The organism is Streptomyces sp. P9-A2, assembly GCF_036634175.1.
In the GTDB taxonomy this organism is placed as follows: domain Bacteria; phylum Actinomycetota; class Actinomycetes; order Streptomycetales; family Streptomycetaceae; genus Streptomyces; species Streptomyces pratens.
Window position 1 is genome coordinate 1,238,828 of record NZ_JAZIFX010000001.1, and the last position, 21,357, is coordinate 1,260,184.

A 21,357-nucleotide genomic window follows, 5' to 3' on the forward strand; every position below is an offset into this window, starting at 1 on the left:
CCGGTCTACGTCCGGTTGCGGGCCGAGGTCACCCTGTACACGTCGTAGACGCCCTCCACGCCCCGTACGGCCTTCAGGACGTGCCCGAGGTGCTTCGGGTCGCCCATCTCGAAGGTGAAGCGGGAGGTGGCGACGCGGTCGCGGGAGGTCTGGACGGCCGCGGAGAGGATGTTGACGTGCTGGTCGGACAGCACGCGTGTGACGTCCGACAGCAGCCGGGAACGGTCCAGCGCCTCGACCTGGATGGCGACCAGGAACACCGAGGACTGGGTGGGCGCCCACTCGACCTCGAGGATGCGTTCGGGCTCACGGGACAGCGAGTCGACGTTCACGCAGTCGCTGCGGTGCACGGAGACGCCGCTGCCGCGGGTGACGAAGCCGATGATGGGGTCGCCGGGGACCGGTGTGCAACAGCGGGCCAGCTTGACCCAGACGTCGTCGACGCCCTTGACGACGACCCCGGGATCGGCGTTGGAGCGGCGCTTGCGGCCCCGCCCGCGGGCCGGCGGCACCGACTCGTCGATCTCCTCGGTGGCCGCCTCCTCGCCGCCGAGGGCCTGCACCAGCTTCTGGACGATGTTCTGCGCGGTGACATGACCCTCGCCGATCGCCGCGTACAGCCCGGAGATGTCCGAGTAGCGCATCTCGTGCGCGAGGGTGACCAGTGAGTCGCCGGTGAGGATGCGCTGGATCGGCAGGTTCTGCTTGCGCATCGCACGGACGATGGCGTCCTTGCCCTGCTCGATCGCCTCGTCGCGTCGCTCCTTGGAGAACCAGGCGCGGATCTTGTTGCGGGCGCGCGGCGACTTGACGAAGCCGAGCCAGTCCCGGGAGGGGCCCGCGCCGGCCGCCTTGGAGGTGAAGACCTCCACCAGGTCGCCGTTGTCCAGGGTCGACTCGAGCGGGACGAGCCGGCCGTTGACCCGGGCTCCTATGGTGCGGTGGCCGACCTCGGTGTGGACCGCGTACGCGAAGTCCACCGGGGTGGCGCCCGCGGGGAGCGCGATGACATCGCCCTTGGGGGTGAAGACGAAGACCTCGTTGCGGGACAGGTCGAAGCGCAGGGACTCCAGGAACTCGCCGGGGTCCTCGGTCTCCTTCTGCCAGTCGAGCAGCTGCCGCAGCCACGCCATGTCGTTGACGGCGGCGGATTCCTTGTCGGCCTTGCCGGATTTGCCCGGGGTGACGTCGGTGCGCACCTTCGAGGCCCCGGCGACGGCCTCCTGCTTGTACTTCCAGTGCGCGGCGATGCCGTACTCGGCGCGGCGGTGCATGTCGAACGTGCGGATCTGCAGCTCGACGGGCTTGCCGCCGGGGCCGATGACCGTCGTGTGCAGCGACTGGTACATGTTGAACTTGGGCATCGCGATGTAGTCCTTGAACCGGCCGGGGACCGGATTCCATCGCGCGTGCACCGTGCCGAGGGCCGCGTAGCAGTCGCGGACGGTGTCCACGAGGACGCGGATGCCCACCAGGTCGTAGATCTCCGCGAAGTCCCGGCCGCGGACGATCATCTTCTGGTAGACGCTGTAGTAGTGCTTGGGGCGGCCTGTGACGGTCGCCTTGATGCGGGCCGCGCGCAGGTCCTGCTGCACCTCGTCGGTGACGATCGTCAGGTACTCGTCGCGCTTGGGGGCGCGTTCGGCGACCAGGCGGACGATCTCGTCGTACATCTTGGGGTAGAGGATCGCGAAGGCGAGGTCCTCCAGCTCCCACTTGATGGTGTTCATGCCCAGCCGGTGGGCGAGCGGCGCGTAGATCTCCAGCGTCTCGCGCGCCTTCTTCTCCTGCTTCTCGCGCTTGAGATAGCGCATGGTGCGCATGTTGTGCAGGCGGTCGGCGAGCTTGATGACCAGGACACGAGGGTCCTTGGCCATGGCGACGACCATCTTGCGCACGGTCTCGGCCTGCGCGGCCTCGCCGAACTTGACCTTGTCCAGCTTGGTGACGCCGTCGACCAGCAGGGCGACGGTGTCGCCGAAGTCGCGGCGGAGCTGTTCCAGGCCGTACTCGGTGTCCTCCACCGTGTCGTGCAGCAGGCCGGCCATCAGGGTGGCCGGGTCCATGCCCAGCTCGGCGAGGATGGTGGTGACGGCCAGTGGATGGGTGATGTACGGGTCGCCACTCTTGCGCTTCTGTCCGCGGTGCCAGCGCTCGGCGACCTGGTAGGCGCTCTCGATCTGGCGGAGGGTGGCGTTCTCGATCTTGGCGTCGTTGCCGCGCACTATCCGCAGCAACGGCTCCAGTACCGGGTTGTACGGGTTGGCGCGCTGGACCCCGAGCCGGGCCAGACGGGCGCGGACGCGGTGGGAGGAGCCGGAGCGGGCCGGCTGCCCGCTGTTGGGGCGGACCACGGGTGCGGAGCGCTCGGACGACGGGGATCCCCCCGCTCGGGCGGAGTCACGAACGGGGGACGGTTTGGGCCGTGGCTGCTCGGGCTTGTCCGCCGCCGCGGCCTGGCCGTGCTGGACCGGCCCGCGCGGGTCGTTCTTCGCGTGGGGCGTGCTCGGCACGGGCTTGGCCGCGGCAGCCGAGCCCGACTCGGGCTTGTCTGCGGTCAGGTGCTGGGCCTCGTCTGCCAAGAGGACTCCTCGTACACGATCCGGGCCCCAGATAAGGTTCCGGAGCCCCCATGGTAGCCATCCCGTGCCTGCGGATCTCCCTCGGACCGGCTGGGCGGATCGTTCACCCTTGAAACGCACGGGGCGGGCCCCGGGTTCCCCCGGTGCCCGCCCGCGCGGTGTCCGTCACACCCGTCCGGCACACCGCGTCGCCGGTGGGAAGGTGTCCCCCGGCGCTCGTCAGAGCGTGAGCAGCGCCTCCAGGGGGGCGCCGGCCAGGGCCGGCTCCACGCGCGCCCGGCCGCCGAGGAAGCCGAGCTCCATCAGTACGGCGAGGCCCGCGACGTCGGCGCCCGCCCTGCGGATGAGCTGGACCGACGCCTCGGCGGTGCCGCCGGTGGCGAGCACGTCGTCGATCACCAGGACGCGGTCGGCGGCGGTGAGGTCCTCGGCGTGCACCTCGATCTCGGCGGAGCCGTACTCCAGGTCGTACGCCTGGCTGAGGGTGGCTCCGGGGAGCTTGCCCGCCTTGCGCACGGGGATGAAGCCCAGGCCCGCGCGGACGGCGACCGGGGCGCCGAGGATGAAGCCGCGGGCCTCCAGGCCGACGATCTTGGTGGCGCCGGTGCGTCCGGCGATCTGTGCGAGGGCGTCACTGAGGGCGGTGAACGCCTCCGGGTCGGCCAGGAGCGGGGTGATGTCCTTGAACATCACCCCCGGCTCCGGATGGTCCGCCACGTCCCGGATGCGGTTCAGCAGCAGTGCGGAGATATCGGTGAGTTCGGTCATCGGCGCTTTCCGGAAGGTCGGCCGCGCCCGCGGCTGCGGGACACGGACTGGTCACGTGGGCCGACGACGGCGGCAGCGGCGTCGTCCGGCCCATTCTCGTAGTTGTCGTCGGGCACCCGGACACCTCTCGGCTCGTCGCCCGTGTCGGTGCCCTGGGCACGCTTGGCCAGGACACGCTTCTTCAGGGACCGCATCCCGGGCTCGAGCTCCTTGAGGTCGGCGACGAGCGGAGTGGCGATGAAGATCGACGAGTACGCACCGGCGGCCAGGCCGACGAACAGGGACAGCGAGATGTCGTTCAGCATGCCGGCGCCGAGGACACCGCCGCCGATGAACAGCAGGGCCCCCACCGGCAGCAGCGCGACCACCGTGGTGTTGACGGAACGGACCAGGGTGCTGTTGATGGAGCGGTTGGCGATCTCGCTGTAGGTCCAGCGGGACTGCTTGGTGATGTCCTTGGTCTGTTCCTTGAGGCTGTCGAACACCACGACCGTGTCGTAGAGCGAATAGCCGAGGATGGTCAGCAGTCCGATCACCGTGCCCGGTGTGACCTCGAAGCCCACGAGGGCGTACACGCCGACGGTGATGGTGATGTCGTGGATCAGCGCGATGAACGCCGCGACCGCCATGCGCCACTCGAAGGCGATCGCCAGGTAGATCACGACCAGGAACAGGAAGATGCCGAGGCCCTGCCAGGCCTTGTTGGCGATCTGCTCGCCCCAGCTGGGACCGACCAGGTCGGCGTTGATCCGCTCGGGGTCGACCTTCAGGTCCTGGGAGAGCTCCGTCTTGATCCTGTCCGAGGCGCTGGTGTCGATGGCCGCGATCTGGATGCGCAGGCTGCCGTCACCGAGCTTCTGGACGATGGCGTCGTGCCCGGAGGCCTCTTCCGCGTAGGTCTCGGCCTGGGAGACCGAGGCGCTCATGTTCTTCGGTGTGGTGAAGACCGCCCCGCCCTGGAACTCGATGCCCATGTGGAGGCCGCGCACCGCCAGGCCGACGATGGCGAGGACGGTGATCAGGATGGAGATGCCGTACCAGATCTTGCGGCTCTTGATGAAGTCGTAGCCGACCTCACCGTGGTGCAGTCGGGCGCCGAGACTACCGAGCTTCGACATCTCTCACGCCTCCTTCGGCTGGGAGGGGGTGGAGTGGCGGCGGGTGCGGCGCAACGGCGGCTTCGCTCCCAGGGCCTTCGGATCGAGGCCGGACCACTTGTGACCGCTCGCGAAGAACTTCCGGCGGGCCATCAGCGTCAGCAGCGGCTTGGTGAACAGGAACACCACCACGACGTCGAGCACCGTGGTCAGACCGAGCGTGAACGCGAAGCCCTGGACCTTGCCGACGGTGACGACGAAGAGCACCGCGGCGGCGAGGAACGAGACGAAGTCGGAGACCAGGATGGTGCGCCGGGCACGCGGCCAGGCACGCTCCACGGCGGTGCGCAGGACACGGCCCTCGCGGATCTCGTCCCGTACCCGTTCGAAGTACACGATGAACGAGTCCGCCGTGATGCCGATGGCGACGATGGCTCCGCAGACGGCCGGCAGGTTCAGCGCGAAACCGATGGTCGGGCCGAGCAGTGCCATGATCACGTAGGTGAGGGACGCGGACACCAGCAGCGAGGCGATCGCGATGAACGACAGACCGCGGTAGTAGACCAGCAGGTACAGCACGACCAGGGCGAGGCCGATCGCGCCGGCGATCAGGCCCGCGTGGAGCTGGTCCCCGCCGAGTGCGGCGGTGACGGTGGTGACGCTGTCCTCGCGGAACGTCAGGGGCAGTGCGCCGTAGGACAGCATGTTGGCGAGTTCCTCGGACGACTTCTGGTCGAAGTTGCCGGAGATCTCCGCGTTGCCGCCGGTGAGGGCCTGGCTGACGTACGGGTCGGAGACGACCTCGCCGTCCAGGACGATGGCGAACTGGTTCTGCGGGGACGGGTTCTGCGCCAGCTTGCCGGTGATGTCGGCGAACTTCTTGCTGCCCTTGTCCGTGAAGTCCATGGTGACGGTCCAGCCGGCACCGGTCTGCGTGTTGAGGACGGCCTTGGCCTCGTCGACGTCCGTACCGTCGACGGCGGCGGGGCCGAGGATGTACTTCTGCCACTGGCCCTGGGAGTTCTGGCCGCAGGCCACGGTCGAGTCGGTGGCCTTGGTGCCGTCACCGGCGGTGGCGCGGACGTCCGCCTTGGTGCAGTCGAGCGCGGCGTACTGGGCCTGGAGCTTGCTGTCCGCCTCGGCGGGGGCGCTCTCCGTCGCGGACGCGGAGGGGCTGGCCTCGGTCTCGGCCGAACCGCTGGGGGTCGCGGACGGAGTGGTGTCGGCCTTCAGGGCCTCGGTGACCGCACGGCCCTGGGTGGTGGCGTCGGCCGACGGGCTGGTGGAGGCGGACGGGGACCCCTCGTCGGTGGTCTTGTCCGTGGCCTTCTCGCTCACGCCGTCGGTGGCCTTCTCACCCTCGGTACCCTCGGCGGAGGCGTCACCAGTGCCGCTCGGCGTGGGGGCTGCTCCGCCCGCGGCGAGTTCGGTGGCGACGACCGGACGGAAGTAGAGCTTGGCGGTGGTGCCGACCTGTTCCCGGGCCTGTTCGGAATTGGTGCCCTTGGGAATGTTGACGATGATGTTACGGTCACCCTGCGTCTGGACTTCGGCCTCGGAGACACCGAGACCGTTGACGCGACGTTCCATGATGGAGACCGCGGTCGCCATATTGGTCGGGTTGATCGCGGATTCCTGGCCGGCCTCGGGGACGGCCGCCAGCGTGATGCTGGTGCCGCCGGCGAGGTCGATACCCAGCCGCGGAGTGTCGTGCCCGGAGGCGAACATCCCTCCGGTGAGCGCCACCATGGCGATCAGAATCAGGGCCAGCGAGCGCCACGGCTTACTTGTGACGCTCGCATTATTTCCCTTTTTGAGTGCTGCCACCTTCTCGTACTCCCTCTCGGGCCGCCTCGCGCCCGGTCAGGTGGCGGGCAGCCATGACATGGTCTCGGGCTTCCGCTCGAGCTGGGCACGTCCCGGGATGCACGGGCAGCACGGCCCGCGCACCCCGGGGCACGACTACTTCGCCTCGGAACCGCCGTCGGACTTCTTCGCCTGCTCGTCCGTCTTCGCCTTGTCGGCGGCGTCGGCCGGCTCGGTGTCAACGGTGTCTGCGGGCACGTCGGCCGCGTCAGCCGTGTCCTTCTTACCGAAATCGACCGGCGCGTCGTCGGAGGCGACGGAATCGTCGGTCTCGGTGAGGGAGGAGGCATCGTCGGGGACGACATCGGCGTCGGAGTTCAGGTCGTGCTCGATGCCGTGAACGATGTGGTTGTACTCCTCGTCGGTCAGTACGGCACCGATGGAGTTCTTCGCGAACAGCAGGTCCACGCCGGGTCCGGCGTCGAGGAGGACCGTGTCCTCACTGACCTCCTTCACCGTGGCATACATGCCCCCGATCGTGCGGACACCGGAACCCGGCTGCATCTGGTTCCGCATATCGATGGCCTGCTGCTGCTTCTTCTTGGCCGACCGGGTCATCAGGAACATGGCCCCGATGAGCACAATGAACGGGAGGAGGGTCAGGAGACTCACGGGTCGGACTTCCTTCACACGACCGCGATGGTGAACGGCCTGTTGGTTGGGGGTATGTGATGCCGCCGACAAGGCGTGGCACCGGCGGAGTCTAGGCGAGTCCGCGCGCAGGGAACAACGCTCAGCATGGCACCGGGGTTCCTCTCGTGACCAGTGCCGTCCCTCTCACTCCCCGAACAGGTCCGGTTGTCCGTTTCCGGCAGGTCGGGAGCCGGGCGGGACGAGGCCGAGGTGCTCCCATGCCGCCGGTGTGGCGATCCGGCCGCGCGGGGTGCGGGCGAGCAGCCCCTCCCGTACGAGGAAGGGCTCGGCGACCTCCTCCACGGTCTCCCGCTCCTCCCCCACCGCGACCGCGAGCGTGGACAGACCGACCGGTCCGCCGCCGAACAGCTTGAGCAGGGCCTTCAGCACCGCCCGGTCGAGCCGGTCCAGGCCGCGGGCGTCGACCTCGTAGACCGCCAGGGCCGCCTCGGCGATCTCCCTGGTGATCCACCCGTCGGCCTTGACCTGGGCGTAGTCGCGGACGCGGCGCAGCAGGCGGTTGGCGATGCGGGGCGTGCCGCGCGAGCGGCCGGCGATCTCCGCGGCACCGTCGGCCTCTATCCCGACGTCCAGGAGGCTTGCCGAGCGGTGGACGACCCGCTCCAGCTCGGTGGGCTCGTAGAACTCCATGTGGCCGGTGAAGCCGAAGCGGTCGCGCAACGGCGGCGGCAGCAGGCCCGCGCGCGTGGTGGCGCCGACCAGGGTGAACGGGGGCAGCTCGAGGGGGATGGCGGTGGCGCCGGGACCCTTGCCGACGATGACGTCGACGCGGAAGTCCTCCATCGCCATGTAGAGCATCTCCTCGGCGGGCCGGGACATGCGGTGGATCTCGTCGAGGAAGAGGACCTCACCCTCCTGGAGGGAGGAGAGGATCGCGGCCAGGTCGCCCGCGTGCTGGATGGCCGGCCCCGAGGTGATGCGGATGGGGGCGTCCATCTCGGCCGCGATGATCATGGAGAGGGTGGTCTTGCCGAGGCCGGGGGCTCCGGAGAGCAGCACGTGGTCGGCGGTGGCACCGCGCGCGCGGGCGGCCCGCAGCACGAGGTCGAGCTGCTCGCGGACCCTCTCCTGGCCGATGAACTCGTCCAGGTCCTTGGGGCGCAGGGCGGCCTCGACGGCCTGTTCCTCCCCGTCGGCGACAGATCCCACCAACCGCTCGGCGGCAGCGGGGTCGGTCGTGTCGTCCCAGTTCACTGAAAGTCTCCTAGCCGGGTGGGGCGGGGCGGTACAAGGGTGCGGGTCTTATGGGGAAGGGACGGCGGTACGGGCTAGCGGGCGCGGTTCAGGGTCTGCAGGGCCGCCTTCAGCAGCGCGCCCACCTGGGGTGTGCCCCCGGCCGCCTCGGCCTGGGGGGTGACGGCGGCGACGGCCTCGTCGGCCTCGCGCGTCGCGTAGCCGAGGCCGATCAGGGCGGCGTGCAGCTGATCGCGCCAGCCGGCGACGACGGGGCTCGCGGCGGTCGCCGTGCCCACCGGCGCGCCGAGGCGGTCCTTCAGCTCCAGGAGCAGCTTCTGGGCGCCCTTCTTGCCGATGCCGGGGACGGCGGTGAGCGCCTTCTCGTCGGCGGTCGCGACGGCCCGGCGCAGCGTGTCCGGGGCGTGCACGGCCAGCATCGCCTGGGCGAGGCGGGGGCCGACGCCGCTGGCGGTCTGCAGCAGTTCGAAGGTCTGCCGCTCGTCGTCGTCCGCGAAGCCGTAGAGGGTGAGCGAGTCCTCGCGTACGACGAGGGAGGTGGCGAGCCGGGCGGTTCGGCCGACCCGCAGCGTGGACAGCGTGTTCGGCGTGCACTGGACGGCCATGCCGACGCCGCCGACCTCGACGACCGCGGCGTCGGGTGCGAGCGCGGCGACCGTGCCGCTGACGAAGGCGATCATGCGGTGCGCCCCTTCGATGGGTCGGGTGATGGGTTCGGTGAGGGGATCGGTGCTGTGGGTGTTCTCGGGCCGGACGCCCTCGAGGCGGCCGTGCGCGCAGTGGTCGTGCGGGGGGCGGTGCGCGGTGCGGTGCGCGAGGCGTGCAGAGCGGCGGCCTGCTGGAGCCGGTTCTGCGCGGGGGCCCGCCAGATGTGGCAGATGGCTAGGGCGAGGGCGTCTGCCGCGTCGGCGGGCTTCGGGGGCGCGTCGAGCCGCAGCAGACGGGTGACCATCGCACCGACCTGGGCCTTGTCAGCGCGCCCGGAACCGGTCACGGCCGCCTTGACCTCGCTGGGGGTGTGCAGGGCGACGGGAATCCCCCGGCGGGAGGCGCACAGCAGGGCGACGGCGCTCGCCTGGGCGGTGCCCATCACCGTACGGACGTTGTGCTGGCTGAAGACGCGCTCGACGGCGACGAACTCCGGCCGGTACTCGTCCAGCCACTGCTCGAGGCCCTGCTCGACGGCGACGAGACGGTGACCGAGATCGGCGTGGGCGGGCGTGCGCACGACGCCCACGCCGAGCATGGTCAGCGGTCGCCCCGCGACCCCTTCGACCACCCCGACACCGCATCTCGTCAGTCCCGGGTCCACCCCCAGTACACGCACTCTGCACCCCTCTTCGCGGCTGATCCGCCGCCGCTCTCGCGGACCTGGTCGATCGCCGTCGGGGTTCCTCAATCGCTGGTTGCGGTCCGGCGGACGGTGATCCTTGACGTGTGCCAGGCTATCGGCTGCCACTGACAGGAGCGGCGGGCCGACGGGGAGGTCTCCCCGTCGGCCCGCCGGAATCGTCGTGCACGCGGCAGCGCTACGCCTCGACCTTCTCCATGATCTCGTCGCTCACGTCGAAGTTGGCGAAGACGTTCTGCACGTCGTCGCTGTCCTCCAGCGCGTCGATCAGCTTGAAGATCTTCTTGGCGCCCTCCTCGTCCAGCTCGACCTGCATGGTCGGGACGAAGTGGGCGTCGGCGGAGTCGTAGTCGATCCCGGCGCCCTGCAGAGCGGTACGGACCTCGACCAGGTCGGTGGCCTCGCTGAGCACCTCGAAGGACTCACCGAGGTCGTTGACCTCCTCGGCGCCCGCGTCCAGGACGGCGGTGAGGATGTCGTCCTCGGTCAGCTCGCCCTTGGGGACGATCACGACACCCTTGCGGTGGAACAGGTACGACACCGAACCCGGGTCGGCCATCGAGCCGCCGTTGCGGGTCATCGCGACGCGCACGTCGGAGGCGGCACGGTTGCGGTTGTCGGTGAGGCACTCGATGAGCACCGCGACACCGTTCGGGCCGTAGCCCTCGTACATGATCGTCTCGTAGTCGGCACCACCTGCCTCGAGACCGCCGCCGCGCTTGACGGCGGAGTCGATGTTCTTGTTCGGCACCGACTGCTTCTTGGCCTTCTGAACGGCGTCGTAGAGGGTCGGGTTGCCCTCCAGATCGACACCGCCCATACGCGCGGCGACCTCGATGTTCTTGATCAGCTTCGCGAAGAGTTTGCCGCGCTTGGCGTCGATCACGGCCTTCTTGTGCTTCGTCGTGGCCCATTTAGAGTGGCCGGACATCTGCCTGTCTCCTTCGCGTAACCCATCTCTGCAACGAACGCAGGAATCCTACAAGGACCTGTCCGGGATTTTCCCGTCGTCCGCCCGTAGGGCGGGCCCGGCGGCGTCATGGGGGTCCCCCCTGCTCGAGCGGAGCCGAGAGCTTGGGGGAGCGTGCGATCGCAAGGCGCCGGAGTGCCCTCGTGGCGAAGTCACGTGGGCGGTTCGGCAACGCCGCTGGGGGTCCCCCCTGCTCGAAAAACTTGGGGGAGTACGTGCCGGACGCCGCCGGGCAGGCGGGAAAATCCCGGACAGGCCCTGGAGCGTGTTTCGAAAGGAGCGTCGGCCGCCCGGAGGGCGGGCCCCGCGGTGTCATGGGGGTCCCCCCTGCTCGAGCGGAGCCGAGAGCTTGGGGGAGTGCGTGCCGGACGCCGCGGGGCAGGCGGGACTTTCGAAAACGCCCTAGGATCCGGCCGCCCGGTACCCGCGCGCCATGTCGACGAACAGGCCGTGCACTCGGTGATCACCCGTCAGTTCCGGGTGGAACGACGTGGCCAGCGCATTGCCCTGGCGGACGGCGACGATGCGTCCGTCGTGCTCGGCGATCACCTCCACGCCGGCGCCGGCGGACTCGACCCAGGGGGCACGGATGAAGACCCCGTGCACGGGACCGCCCTCGATGCCTCTGACGTCGACCGCCGCCTCGAACGACTCGTTCTGCCGTCCGAACGCGTTGCGGCGCACGATCATGTCTACGCCTCCCACGGTCTCCTGACCGGAGCGAGGGTCGAGGATCTTCTCGGCGAGCAGGATCATCCCGGCACAGGTGCCGTAGACCGGCATGCCCTCCCGCACGCGTGTGCGCAGGGGCTCCATCAGGCCGAACAGGACGGCCAGCTTGGAGATGGTGGTGGACTCCCCGCCGGGGAGGACCAGGCCGTCGACCTCGGCGAGCTCCTCCGGGCGCCGCACCGGCCTGGCGACGGCGTCGGCCGCGGCCAGGGCGACGAGGTGCTCCCGTACGTCGCCCTGGAGGGCCAGGACACCGATGACGATGTCGCTCATGCCCGGGGCCTACCAGCCGCGGTTGGCGTAGCGCTCGGCCTCGGGGAGGGTGTCGCAGTTGATGCCGACCATGGCCTCGCCGAGGTTGCGGGACGCCTCCGCGATGATCTTCGGGTCGTCGTAGAAGGTGGTCGCCTTCACGATGGCGGCGGCGCGCTTGGCCGGATCGCCGGACTTGAAGATGCCGGAGCCGACGAAGACGCCCTCGGCACCGAGCTGACGCATCAGAGCGGCGTCGGCGGGGGTGGCGACACCACCGGCGGAGAACAGCACGACCGGCAGCCTGCCCAGCTCGGCGACCTCCTTGACCAGCTCGTACGGGGCGCGCAGCTCCTTGGCGGCGGCGTACAGCTCGTGGTTGTCGAAGCCGCGCAGCCGGGCGATCTCGTTCTTGATCTGACGCAGGTGGCGCACGGCCTCGACGACGTTTCCGGTGCCGGCCTCGCCCTTGGAGCGGATCATCGCGGCGCCCTCGGCGATACGGCGCAGGGCCTCGCCGAGGTTGGTGGCACCGCAGACGAAGGGGGTGGTGAACGACCACTTGTCGGAGTGGTTGACCTCGTCGGCCGGGGTGAGGACCTCGGACTCGTCGATGTAGTCGACGCCGAGCGACTGCAGCACCTGCGCCTCGACGAAGTGGCCGATGCGGGACTTGGCCATGACCGGGATGGAGACGGCCGCGATGATGCCGTCGATCATGTCCGGGTCGGACATACGGGCCACGCCACCGTCCTTGCGGATGTCGGCGGGGACGCGCTCCAGTGCCATGACGGCGACGGCGCCCGCGTCCTCGGCGATCTTCGCCTGCTCCGGTGTGACGACGTCCATGATCACGCCGCCCTTGAGCTGCTCGGCCATGCCGCGCTTCACACGGGCGGTGCCGGTCTCGGGACCCTGGTTTTCGGAGAGCGTGCTGGACACGAGTGACCTCACTGATGACGAAGAGGGGGGATTGCTGCACCACCGAGGAAACGTGAACGGACCAGTCCACGGCAAGAGCCAATGGAGAGACGGTGGATCGTTTTGGGCGGAACTCCCGGCCGCCCTCCCGGCGGGTGCCGCCGACAGGGCCCGTCCGGCGGATCGTTCCGGAGCGGCGGGGCCGGGATCCTAGGCCGCGCGTTCGATCAGGGCGGCCGGGGGTTCGTCGTCCGTTTCGAACGCCATCGGGAACGGCGCGTGTCCCGCCAGCCGGAACCAGCGCACCTTCCGGTGCCGGCGCAGGGCGCGTGCGGCCCGTACGGCGTCGTTGTGGAAACGGCGGGCCATCGGCACCCTGCGGACCGCCTCGGCGAGTTCCACCGCCGCGTTCTCTCCCCCGGGCGCCTCCTTGACCGCGTCCACCTGCTGCGACTCGGCGAAAACGGCCCGCAGCGCCTGGCTCAGTTCGCTCTCGGCGACCTCCCGCTGCTCCTCCACCGCCTGCCGCGCGGCGTGCGCGGCCTCGTAGAGCACGATCGAGGCGGCCGGGTCGAGCACCCCTGACGTGGCCAGTTCCTGGGCCACGGAGGCGCGGCGCAGCAACTGCGCGTCCAGTGCGGCGCGTGCGGCGTCGATCCGGGCGTGCAGCCGGTCCAGCCGCCCCGCCGTCCAGCTCAGGTAGAGGCCGATCACGACAAGGGCGACGAGGATCCAGATCAGGGTTGCGGTCACGGGCGGCAAGGCTACCGGGGCGCCGCGCCCGCCCGGGCGAGTGCCCGCGGCGCCCCGGGCCCCGACGCCCTCGCTCGTCGCCGTTCACCGGAGGTACGGCTGTCATGGCCGGGCCCTGCCATGACAGCCGTCCTCAGTCCCTCACCGGCCCGAAGCGCGACCACAGTCCCGTCGTCCGCTCGTCGGCCGCCACCGCCGCCGCTCCGGCGGTCACCGTCTCGTAGACGGACATGATGTCCGCGCCGACGGTCGACCAGTCGAAGCGGCGGACGTGGGCGCTGCCCCGCTCGCGCAGCTTCGCACGCCGTTCCGGGTCTCCCAGGAGGCGTACCGCGGCCTCGGCGAGCGCGTCGGCGTCCTCGTTGGGGAACAGCTCGCCGGCCGCCCCCCGGTCGAGTACCTGGGCGAAGGCGTCCAGATCGGAGGCGAGCACCGGTGCCCCCGCGGACATCGCCTCGACCAGGATGATGCCGAAGCTCTCGCCGCCGGTGTTGGGCGCCACGTACACGTCGACGCTGCGCAGGAAACGGGCCTTGTCCTCGTCGCTGACCATGCCGAGGAACTCGACCCGGGAACGGAGTTCGGCGGGCAGCCTCTGCACCGCCTCCTTCTCGTCGCCGCGCCCCGCGACCAGCAGCCGCGTCTGCGGGCGGGCGGCGAGGATCTTCGGCAGGGCCCGCATCAGCACCGGCAGGCCCTTGCGGGGCTCGTCGATGCGGCCGACGAAGCCGATCGTGTCGCCCTGCCACGCGGGTTCGGGCTCGGCCCGGGCGAAGAAGTCGACGTCCACCCCGTTCGGGATCACCACCGCGTCGCCGCCGAGATGTTCGACGAGTGTGCGGCGGGCGTACTCGCTCACCGCGATCCGTGCGCTGATCTTCTCCAGCGCCGCCTGCAGGATGGAGTACGCGGCGATCATGGCCCTGGAGCGCGGGTTGGACGTGTGGAAGGTGGCGACAATGGGTCCCTGGGCCGCCCAGCAGGCCAGCAGGCCGAGTGAGGGCGAGGTCGGCTCGTGGATGTGGATCACGTCGAAGGCGCCCTCGTGGAGCCAGCGACGCACCCGGGCCGCCGACAGGAAGCCGAAGTTGAGCCGGGCCACCGAGCCGTTGTACGGCACCGGCACCGCGCGGCCGGCCGAGACGACGTACGGCGGCAGCGGGGTCTCGTCGTCGGCCGGGGCGAGGACGGACACCTCGTGGCCGAGGCGGATGAAGTACTCGGCCAGGTCACGGATGTGGAACTGGACGCCGCCCGGTACGTCCCAGGAGTACGGGCAGACGATGCCGATCCTCACGGAGTCCCCTCCCGGGCGTCCTGGCCGGGGTCCCGCGCCGGATCGAGATCCTTGAGCCACAAGCGCTGCAGCATGTGCCAGTCCTCCGGATGGTCGGCGATCCCCGTGGCGAAGGCGTCGGCCAGCGCCTGTGTCATGACGGACGTCTTCTCGGCCCGCGTACCTGACTCGGGGACCGGGACCGCTGGATGGACCCGGCCCCGCATCACGGGCGAGTCGTCGTACCAGAGCGTCGCCGGCAGCAGCAGCGCCCCGGTGTGCTGGGCGAGCAGGGCGGGGCCGGCCGGCATCCGCGCGGTCTCCCCGAAGAACTCGACCTCCACACCGGAGGCCGACAGGTCGCGGTCGGCGACCAGGCAGACCAGTCCCCCGTCGCGCAGCCGCCGGGCCAGCGTGCCGAACGCGCTGCCGCCGCTGTGCGGGAGCACCTCCATGCCGAGGCCCTCGCGGTAGGCGACGAAGCGGTCGTACAGCGTCTCCGGCTTCAGACGCTCGGCGACGGTGGTGAACGGAATACCGAGCCCGGTGGTGGCCCAGGCGCCCGCGAGATCCCAGTTGGCGAGGTGCGGCAGCGCGAGGACGACACCCTTGCCGGCCGCCATGCCGTCGGTCACCCGGTGGATGTCCTTGATGTCGATGCCGTTCGCGATGCGCTCCGGGCTCCAGGCGGGCAGCCGGAATGACTCCATCCAGTACCGCAGGTACGAACGCATGCCCGCGCGGGACAGTTCGGCGAGCCGCTCGGGGCCCGCGTCGGGCACCACGCGCGCGTAGTTGCTCTCCAGCCGGAGCACGCCCTGGCCGCGCCGCTTCCAGGCGATGTCGGCGATGGTCCGGCCGAGCCGCACGGCGACGGGTTCGGGGAGCTTCTTGACGGTGGCCCAGCCGGCGCCGTACAGAGCGTCGCTCAGGCGGTCCCGCGCGCTCACTTCGCGGCCCCGCTCCCGCGGGCCTCCTGCTCCCCGACGGCCTTCTGCTGCCCGGCGGCCTCCTGCTCCTCGGCGGCCTCCGCCTCGGCGGACTCCCGGCGCACCGTGACGACCCGCTGGATCAGCGTGATCAGGCTGCCGACGGCGACGATCCACAGGGCGACCGGCAGCAGGTACTGGATACCGGGGACACCGAACGCGTGCAGACCCGCCAGACCGGCCGCGACCAGCGAGATCACGAGCCGCTCGGCCCTTTCGATCAGCCCGTTCACGGCCACCGGCAGTCCGATCGACTCGCCGCGCGCCTTGGTGTACGACACCACCTGGCCGCTGGCCAGGCAGAAGATCGACACGGCGCACAGCACGATGTCGTCGCCCCGGCCCGCGTACCACAGGGCGAAGCCGCCGAAGACGGCCCCGTCGGCGACCCGGTCGAGGGTGGAGTCGAGGAAGGCACCCCAGCGGCTGGAGCGGCCCAGCTGGCGGGCCATGTTGCCGTCGACGAGGTCGGAGAACACGAACAGCGTGATCACGACCGTGCCCCAGAAGAACTCGCCCAGGGGGTAGAAGACCAGCGCGCCCGCGACCACACCGGCGGTGCCGATGAGCGTGACCGTGTCCGGGCTGACCCCCCGCCGGATGAGAAACGCGGCGAACGGTGTGAGGACACGCGTGAAGAATGCACGCGCGTACTTGTTCAGCATGGCCTTCCCGACGGTCGGTGTGACCGTGTGGCCCCACTGGCCACCGGCTGGCCCATCGTAGTCACGTGCGCGTGCCACCGACGGCCCTGGCACCTGAGGACCCGGTACGGGACCGCCGCCGCACGGCCCCGCGGACCGGACCGGGCCGAACGTCGCGGCCGGAGCCGGCGCCGGGACGGCCGAAGGCACCATCGGGCAGCGCCGGGAGGCGCGGGATCGCGTCCTTCGTATGGACGCGCCGTGACGGGAGTGGAAAGCTCGAAGGACCGCGGGCGTCGCCGGAGCCGTCACCGCTCGGGGTGCCCCCGGGCAGGCCCGGGGAGGATTCCGCGCGTCCGCGCCCACAACGACCTCACCGTGCACGGGAGGCAGGACCATGGGCGACAAGGCGCACACACACCCCGGAGCCGCCGGAAGGGCACAGGCGGCCGACCACCCCACGTCCGTACGGAACGTGGTGCTGGTCGGCCACTCCGGATCGGGCAAGACGACCCTGGTGGAGGCTCTCGCGCTGACCGCGGGAGCCGTGAACCGGGCGGGCCGGGTGGAGGACGGCGGCACCGTGTCCGACTACGACGACATCGAGCACCGGCAGCAGCGCTCGGTACAGCTCTCCCTGGTGCCCCTCGAATGGGACGGCATCAAGATCAACCTGTTGGACACTCCCGGATACGCCGACTTCGTCGGTGAACTCAGGGCCGGTCTGCGAGCGGCGGACGCGGCCCTCTTCGTCGTCTCGGCCTCCGACGGCGTGGACGGCCCCACCCGCATGATGTGGGACGAGTGCGCGGCCGTCGGCATGCCGCGGGCCATCGTCGTCACACACCTGGAGGCGGCACGCGCGGACTTCACCGAGATGACGCGCGTGTGCGCCCGGACGTTCGGCGGGGACGACCCCGACGCCGTCCTGCCGCTGTACCTGCCGCTGCACGGTCCGGAGGGACCCGACGGACACGCGCCCGTGACGGGCCTGATCGGACTGCTGACCCAGAAGCTGTTCGACTACTCGTCCGGCGAGCGCAAGGAGTACGAGCCCGACCCGGACCGGCTGCCGCTGATCGAGGAGGCCCGCGACCGGCTGATCGAGGGGATCATCGCGGAGAGCGAGGACGAGACTCTCATGGACCGCTACCTCGGCGGCGAACCGTGCGACGTCAAGACCCTGATCGAGGACCTGGAGAAAGCCGTCGCGCGCGGTGGGTTCTTCCCCGTCCTGGCCGCCGCCCCCGCGGCCGAGGGCACCCGCCAGGGCCTCGGCACGGTCGAACTGCTGGGGCTGATCACCGGCGGCTTCCCGACCCCGCTGGAACACGGCACACCGCGGGTGACCACCGTCGACGGCACACCGCGCGAGCTGAACCCGTGCGACCCCGACGCCCCGCTGGTCGCGGAGGTCGTCAAGACGTCGTCCGACCCGTACGTCGGGCGGATCTCGCTGATCCGGCTGTTCTCCGGCACCCTGCGCGCCGACCAGACGGTGCACGTCTCGGGACACGGGCTGGCCGACCGGGGCCACGAGGACCACGATGTCGACGAACGGATCGGCGCCCTGTCCACACCGTTCGGCAAGCAGCAGCGCCCGGTGTCCCACGTCATCGCGGGCGATCTCGCGTGCGTGGCGAAGCTGGGCCGCGCGGAGACCGGGGACACCCTGTCCGCCAAGGACGACCCCCTGCTGATGGAACCCTGGGAGATGCCCGACCCGCTGCTGCCCCTGGCCATCCAGGCACACAGCAAACCGGACGAGGACAAACTCTCGCAGGGACTGGCCCGCCTCGTCGCGGAGGACCCCACCATGCGCCTGGAGCACAACCAGGACACCCACCAGGTGGTCCTGTGGTGCCTGGGCGAGGCCCACGCGGACGTGGCCCTGGAGCGCCTGCGCAGCCGGTACGGCGTCCAGGTGGACGTCGTGGCCCACCGGGTGCCCCTGCGCGAGACCTTCGGCGGCAGGGCCTCCGGGCGCGGACGGCACGTCAAGCAGTCCGGCGGGCACGGGCAGTTCGCCATCTGCGAGATCGACGTGGAGCCGCTGCCGGGCGGTTCGGGCATCGAGTTCGTGGACAAGGTCGTCGGCGGCGCGGTGCCACGGCAGTTCATCCCGTCCGTCGAGAAGGGCGTACGGGCCCAGGCAGCCAAGGGAGTCGCGGCCGGTCACCCGCTGATCGACGTACGGGTGACACTGAGGGACGGAAAGGCGCACTCGGTGGACTCCTCCGACGCGGCCTTCCAGACGGCCGGCGCGCTGGCGCTGCGGGAGGCGGCCGCGGACGCGCCGATCAACCTCCTGGAGCCGGTGGCCGAGGTGGGCGTGCTGATCGGTGACGACTACGTGGGCCCGGTGATGAGCGATCTGTCCGGCCGGCGCGGCCGGGTGCTCGGCACCGAGCAGTCGGCGGGCCGACGCACCCTCATCAGGGCCGAGGTCCCGGAGATCGAGATCGGCCGGTACAGCGTCGATCTGCGGGCGCTCTCGCACGGCACCGCGCGTTTCAGCCGCCGGTACGTGCGGCACGAGCCGATGCCGGCGCAGGTCGCCGAGCGGGTCCGGGAGGAGACGCTCAGCGCCTGACCGCGGACGGGACACGTGCCTCCTCCTCGTCGCCATGGCCCGGGATCCGGCGCAGGACACCCTCGGGACACTCCCGGCAACTCCGCGGGCGCCCGCGCACCACCGCGCCCGGACATGCGCCCGGAAGCGGCGGAACGCGCCCCCCGCGGGGCCTCGCTTCGTACCGGCAGACGGCTTTCGGCCGTCCACCGACGGACGCCGCCGGCTGCGGATATCCTGAAGACCAGTTCAACAGGTGTGCGGAGCAGGGAAGTCGGGAAGGCCGCAAGACGACAGTCACGGCGATCGGGGGCGGGAATGGCCGTTGAAGGCGGTTACGCGGAGTTCTTCGGCCCGCAGGTGCCACGCACCGGCGACGAGGGCCAGACCCCGACGTTCGCGCTGGCCTCGGCCGCCTACCGGGACAACGAGGCCGACGAGATACTCAAGGCCGACACCGAGTGGCACAAGTCGTCCGTCGGCAAGCCCCGGATCGCGCTGTTCCGGCCGAATCTGGGCGAGGCGTTCTCCCGGGCGGTCATCGACCGGATGCTGGGTTCCGGGCGGGCACCGCTCATCCAGTCCTTCGGCACCCAGCCGCAGGTGGTCGTGGAGCACAGCCTCGCGGCGCACCGCATCCGCAGGGAACGGGACAACTGGCTCAGTGCCGTGATGGTCCTGTGCGGCGTGCTGTTCCTGCCCGGGTTGCTGGTCTGGCTGCTGGTCTTCCAGATCCGCACCACCATCGCCAGGCGCGAGGACAAGCGGGCCGGCGCGCTCGCCACCACGCTGCTGATCGCGATGGGACTCCTCGCCGTGGTCTTCCTGCTCCGGATGCCCTTCGACGGATTCTGGGGCTGGTACGCGCGCGCTTGTGTCGTCGCCCCGGTGATCGGCTGGTTCTGGGCCAAGCGGATCTGCGAGCGCACGGCACGGGACCTCAGGGAGCGCTGGAGCAGTCTCCTCTCCGGCGGCAGCGTGGGCGCCAAGGTGCCCGAGGCGGTACCGAGCAGCCCCGGCGAGACGGCCGCCGAGGAGCTGCGGCAGTCGCTGGCCCGGCTCAGCGCCGAACAGCAGTCCAACTCCGTTTTCTACGCCGGGCCCAAGGGGATACTCGGCATGGGCACGCGCTGGGGCAGCTGGCAGCTCGCCGAGGAGCTGCTCCCGGTCGACCCGGACCGGGAGATCAACCCGTTCCGCAGCTGGGACGTCATCAAGGCCGTCCACGACCGGCTGCGCATGCTGGAGCGCGGCCCGCTGCACACCGGCGGTTTCACCAAGCCGACGGTGCGGCACTGGATCGTCACCCCGATCGGGGAGAACGCGGGAGCGGTGTCCCGGCCCGACGGCACCGATGTCGAGGCGTACCAGATCAAGTCGCACGCCATACAGGAGATCTGCAACAACCAGCAGTTCGGCGCGGGTGACCGGCACTACCTGGGCGTGCAGTGGACCCTGTGGGACGGCCAGCTGGTCATCACCATGCTGATCACGGTGACGGTGCTGCACGAGACGCTGCGCATCGAGGTCACCGGGCATGCCCTGGGCCCGGTGCACTCCCTGTTCACGAGCAAGCCGGCGGCCAAGGAGAAGAGCGTCCAGAAGTCGGTCAAGTTCTGGGAGACCCGGACGGTGAAGCTCCCGCTGGTCGACACCGACGAGGTGGTGCGTCTGGCCGCCCGTGCGCCGCTGACCTGGTATCCGCCGCTGCTCTACTGGCTGGGCGGCAAGCTCTCGCTGCCCGAGCCCTTCGGCCTGCGGCACGCCTGGGCGGACAAGCCGTGGCGGCACCGCTTCATGGCCGACGACGCGCTGCGCGCGGCCACGCCGGTCCTCCGGGCGGTGCACTCGGCGGCGATCAAGGTGCTGAAGGAGAACGGCGTGGACACGGAGAAGTTCGGTGCCCGATCGGCGGGCCTGAGCGGTGCCATCCAGGACGCGGCGCCCAAGAAGGCCGACGTGTACGACGCGTAGGCCTTCGGCCGTGGGCGGGGCGGCCGCCGAGGCTGTTGTCCCGCCCCTCGTCGACCGGGCGGATCACGCCGTGGGCCAGGCCTCCGCGAGCATCTTGCGGGTGTCGGCCAGCAGTTGCGGCAGTACCCTCGTGTGGCCGATCACGGGAAGGAAATTGGTGTCGCCGCCCCAACGCGGCACGATGTGCTGGTGCAGGTGAGCAGCGATGCCCGCGCCGGCCGCCGAACCCTGGTTCATTCCGATATTGAAGCCATGAGCACCAGACGCGGCGCGCAGAGCTGTCATCGCTTGCTTGGTCAGCTCGGCCAACTCGACCGTTTCCGCGTCGGTGAGATCCGTGTAGTCGGCGACATGTCGATAGGGCACGGCCATCAGGTGGCCACCGTTGTAGGGGTAGAGGTTGAGCACCGCGTACACATGCTCACCCCGCTTGACGATCAGCCCGTCATCGTCGGACTTGGCCGGGATCGAGCAGAAGGGGCACCCGTCGTCGGCGCCGGGACCGCTCGGTTTGCTCTCGCCCTGGATGTAGGCCATCCGGTGCGGCGTCCACAGACGCTGGAACGCGTCGGGCGTTCCCACTCCCAGCTGCTGTTCCGGCTCACTCGTCATGAGGTCCAGCATATGGCTTCGCCACGGGGGTAGGACAAAGGCCCCCGGGCTCGCTCCCGGGGGCCGATCCCCGCGTCGGCGGGGAGCACGCATCGTCCGTCCCGACGAACTTCTCCGGGTCCGGATCACCCCCGCTCAGGCGGGGACCAC

The 21,357-nt window shown here is 70.5% G+C and carries 18 protein-coding genes; 2 read left to right on the plus strand and 16 right to left on the minus strand.

What is annotated here, in order from left to right:
• Window positions 1–5: 5 nt before the first annotated feature.
• The 15 genes from V4Y04_RS05535 to pgsA all read right to left on the minus strand — a co-directional run bounded on the left by V4Y04_RS05535 (window position 6) and on the right by pgsA (window position 16,070).
• The gene (locus V4Y04_RS05535; RefSeq protein ID WP_332426173.1) at window positions 6–2,582 is read right to left on the minus strand and encodes a RelA/SpoT family protein; all 2,577 of its coding nucleotides are present in this window, start codon (window positions 2,580–2,582) and stop codon (window positions 6–8) included.
• 219 nt (window positions 2,583–2,801) lie between these two features.
• Window positions 2,802–3,350 carry an adenine phosphoribosyltransferase gene (locus tag V4Y04_RS05540; RefSeq protein WP_332426174.1) on the minus strand — a complete coding sequence of 183 codons (549 nt, stop codon included), beginning with the start codon at window positions 3,348–3,350 and terminating at the stop codon, window positions 2,802–2,804.
• Complete coding sequence (secF, locus tag V4Y04_RS05545) at window positions 3,347–4,468, minus strand: protein translocase subunit SecF (protein WP_332426175.1); 1,122 nt, start codon at window positions 4,466–4,468, stop codon at window positions 3,347–3,349. Before secF ends, V4Y04_RS05540 begins: the two co-directional genes overlap by 4 nt.
• A 3-nt stretch (window positions 4,469–4,471) precedes the next feature.
• Window positions 4,472–6,274 carry a protein translocase subunit SecD gene (gene secD, locus V4Y04_RS05550; protein WP_332426176.1) on the minus strand — a complete coding sequence of 601 codons (1,803 nt, stop codon included), beginning with the start codon at window positions 6,272–6,274 and terminating at the stop codon, window positions 4,472–4,474.
• A 135-nt stretch (window positions 6,275–6,409) separates the two neighbouring features.
• Window positions 6,410–6,925 carry a preprotein translocase subunit YajC gene (gene yajC, locus V4Y04_RS05555; protein WP_332426177.1) on the minus strand — a complete coding sequence of 172 codons (516 nt, stop codon included), beginning with the start codon at window positions 6,923–6,925 and terminating at the stop codon, window positions 6,410–6,412.
• Window positions 6,926–7,090: 165 nt separating this feature from the next.
• Complete coding sequence (ruvB, locus tag V4Y04_RS05560) at window positions 7,091–8,161, minus strand: Holliday junction branch migration DNA helicase RuvB (RefSeq protein ID WP_332426178.1); 1,071 nt, start codon at window positions 8,159–8,161, stop codon at window positions 7,091–7,093.
• A gap of 74 nt (window positions 8,162–8,235) precedes the next feature.
• The gene (ruvA, locus tag V4Y04_RS05565; protein ID WP_332426179.1) at window positions 8,236–8,841 is read right to left on the minus strand and encodes a Holliday junction branch migration protein RuvA; all 606 of its coding nucleotides are present in this window, start codon (window positions 8,839–8,841) and stop codon (window positions 8,236–8,238) included.
• Window positions 8,838–9,488 (minus strand): crossover junction endodeoxyribonuclease RuvC, encoded by a 651-nt coding sequence (gene ruvC, locus V4Y04_RS05570; RefSeq protein ID WP_332426180.1) that lies wholly within the window; start codon window positions 9,486–9,488, stop codon window positions 8,838–8,840. The genes ruvA and ruvC overlap by 4 nt, the downstream gene beginning before the upstream one ends.
• Before the next feature lie 202 nt (window positions 9,489–9,690).
• Complete coding sequence (locus V4Y04_RS05575) at window positions 9,691–10,443, minus strand: YebC/PmpR family DNA-binding transcriptional regulator (RefSeq protein WP_332426181.1); 753 nt, start codon at window positions 10,441–10,443, stop codon at window positions 9,691–9,693.
• A 441-nt stretch (window positions 10,444–10,884) separates the two neighbouring features.
• Entirely contained in the window at window positions 10,885–11,487 is a 603-nt protein-coding gene (pdxT, locus tag V4Y04_RS05580; RefSeq protein ID WP_332426182.1) for a pyridoxal 5'-phosphate synthase glutaminase subunit PdxT, read from the minus strand.
• 9 nt (window positions 11,488–11,496) lie between these two features.
• Window positions 11,497–12,408, minus strand: a complete 912-nt coding sequence (pdxS, locus tag V4Y04_RS05585; RefSeq protein ID WP_332426183.1) for a pyridoxal 5'-phosphate synthase lyase subunit PdxS — start codon at window positions 12,406–12,408, stop codon at window positions 11,497–11,499.
• Window positions 12,409–12,597: 189 nt separating this feature from the next.
• Complete coding sequence (locus V4Y04_RS05590) at window positions 12,598–13,140, minus strand: hypothetical protein (RefSeq protein ID WP_332426184.1); 543 nt, start codon at window positions 13,138–13,140, stop codon at window positions 12,598–12,600.
• A 133-nt stretch (window positions 13,141–13,273) separates the two neighbouring features.
• On the minus strand, window positions 13,274–14,437 hold the full coding sequence (locus tag V4Y04_RS05595) for a glycosyltransferase family 4 protein (protein ID WP_332426185.1): 1,164 nt from the start codon (window positions 14,435–14,437) through the stop codon (window positions 13,274–13,276).
• The gene (locus V4Y04_RS05600) at window positions 14,434–15,366 is read right to left on the minus strand and encodes a phosphatidylinositol mannoside acyltransferase (protein ID WP_332426186.1); all 933 of its coding nucleotides are present in this window, start codon (window positions 15,364–15,366) and stop codon (window positions 14,434–14,436) included. The genes V4Y04_RS05595 and V4Y04_RS05600 overlap by 4 nt, the downstream gene beginning before the upstream one ends.
• Window positions 15,363–16,070 (minus strand): phosphatidylinositol phosphate synthase, encoded by a 708-nt coding sequence (gene pgsA, locus V4Y04_RS05605; RefSeq protein WP_332426187.1) that lies wholly within the window; start codon window positions 16,068–16,070, stop codon window positions 15,363–15,365. The genes V4Y04_RS05600 and pgsA overlap by 4 nt, the downstream gene beginning before the upstream one ends.
• A gap of 376 nt (window positions 16,071–16,446) precedes the next feature.
• Between pgsA and V4Y04_RS05610 the strand changes: the two genes are divergently transcribed.
• Together V4Y04_RS05610 and V4Y04_RS05615 are read left to right on the plus strand one after the other, a co-directional pair.
• Window positions 16,447–18,642: an elongation factor G-like protein EF-G2 gene (locus V4Y04_RS05610; RefSeq protein WP_332426188.1), complete on the plus strand. Its 2,196-nt coding sequence runs from the start codon at window positions 16,447–16,449 to the stop codon at window positions 18,640–18,642.
• A 297-nt stretch (window positions 18,643–18,939) separates the two neighbouring features.
• Window positions 18,940–20,595 carry a hypothetical protein gene (locus V4Y04_RS05615; RefSeq protein ID WP_332426189.1) on the plus strand — a complete coding sequence of 552 codons (1,656 nt, stop codon included), beginning with the start codon at window positions 18,940–18,942 and terminating at the stop codon, window positions 20,593–20,595.
• 63 nt (window positions 20,596–20,658) lie between these two features.
• Here the strand turns inward: V4Y04_RS05615 and V4Y04_RS05620 are convergent, their stop codons facing one another.
• The gene (locus V4Y04_RS05620; RefSeq protein ID WP_332426190.1) at window positions 20,659–21,219 is read right to left on the minus strand and encodes an HIT family protein; all 561 of its coding nucleotides are present in this window, start codon (window positions 21,217–21,219) and stop codon (window positions 20,659–20,661) included.
• Window positions 21,220–21,357 lie beyond the last annotated feature (138 nt).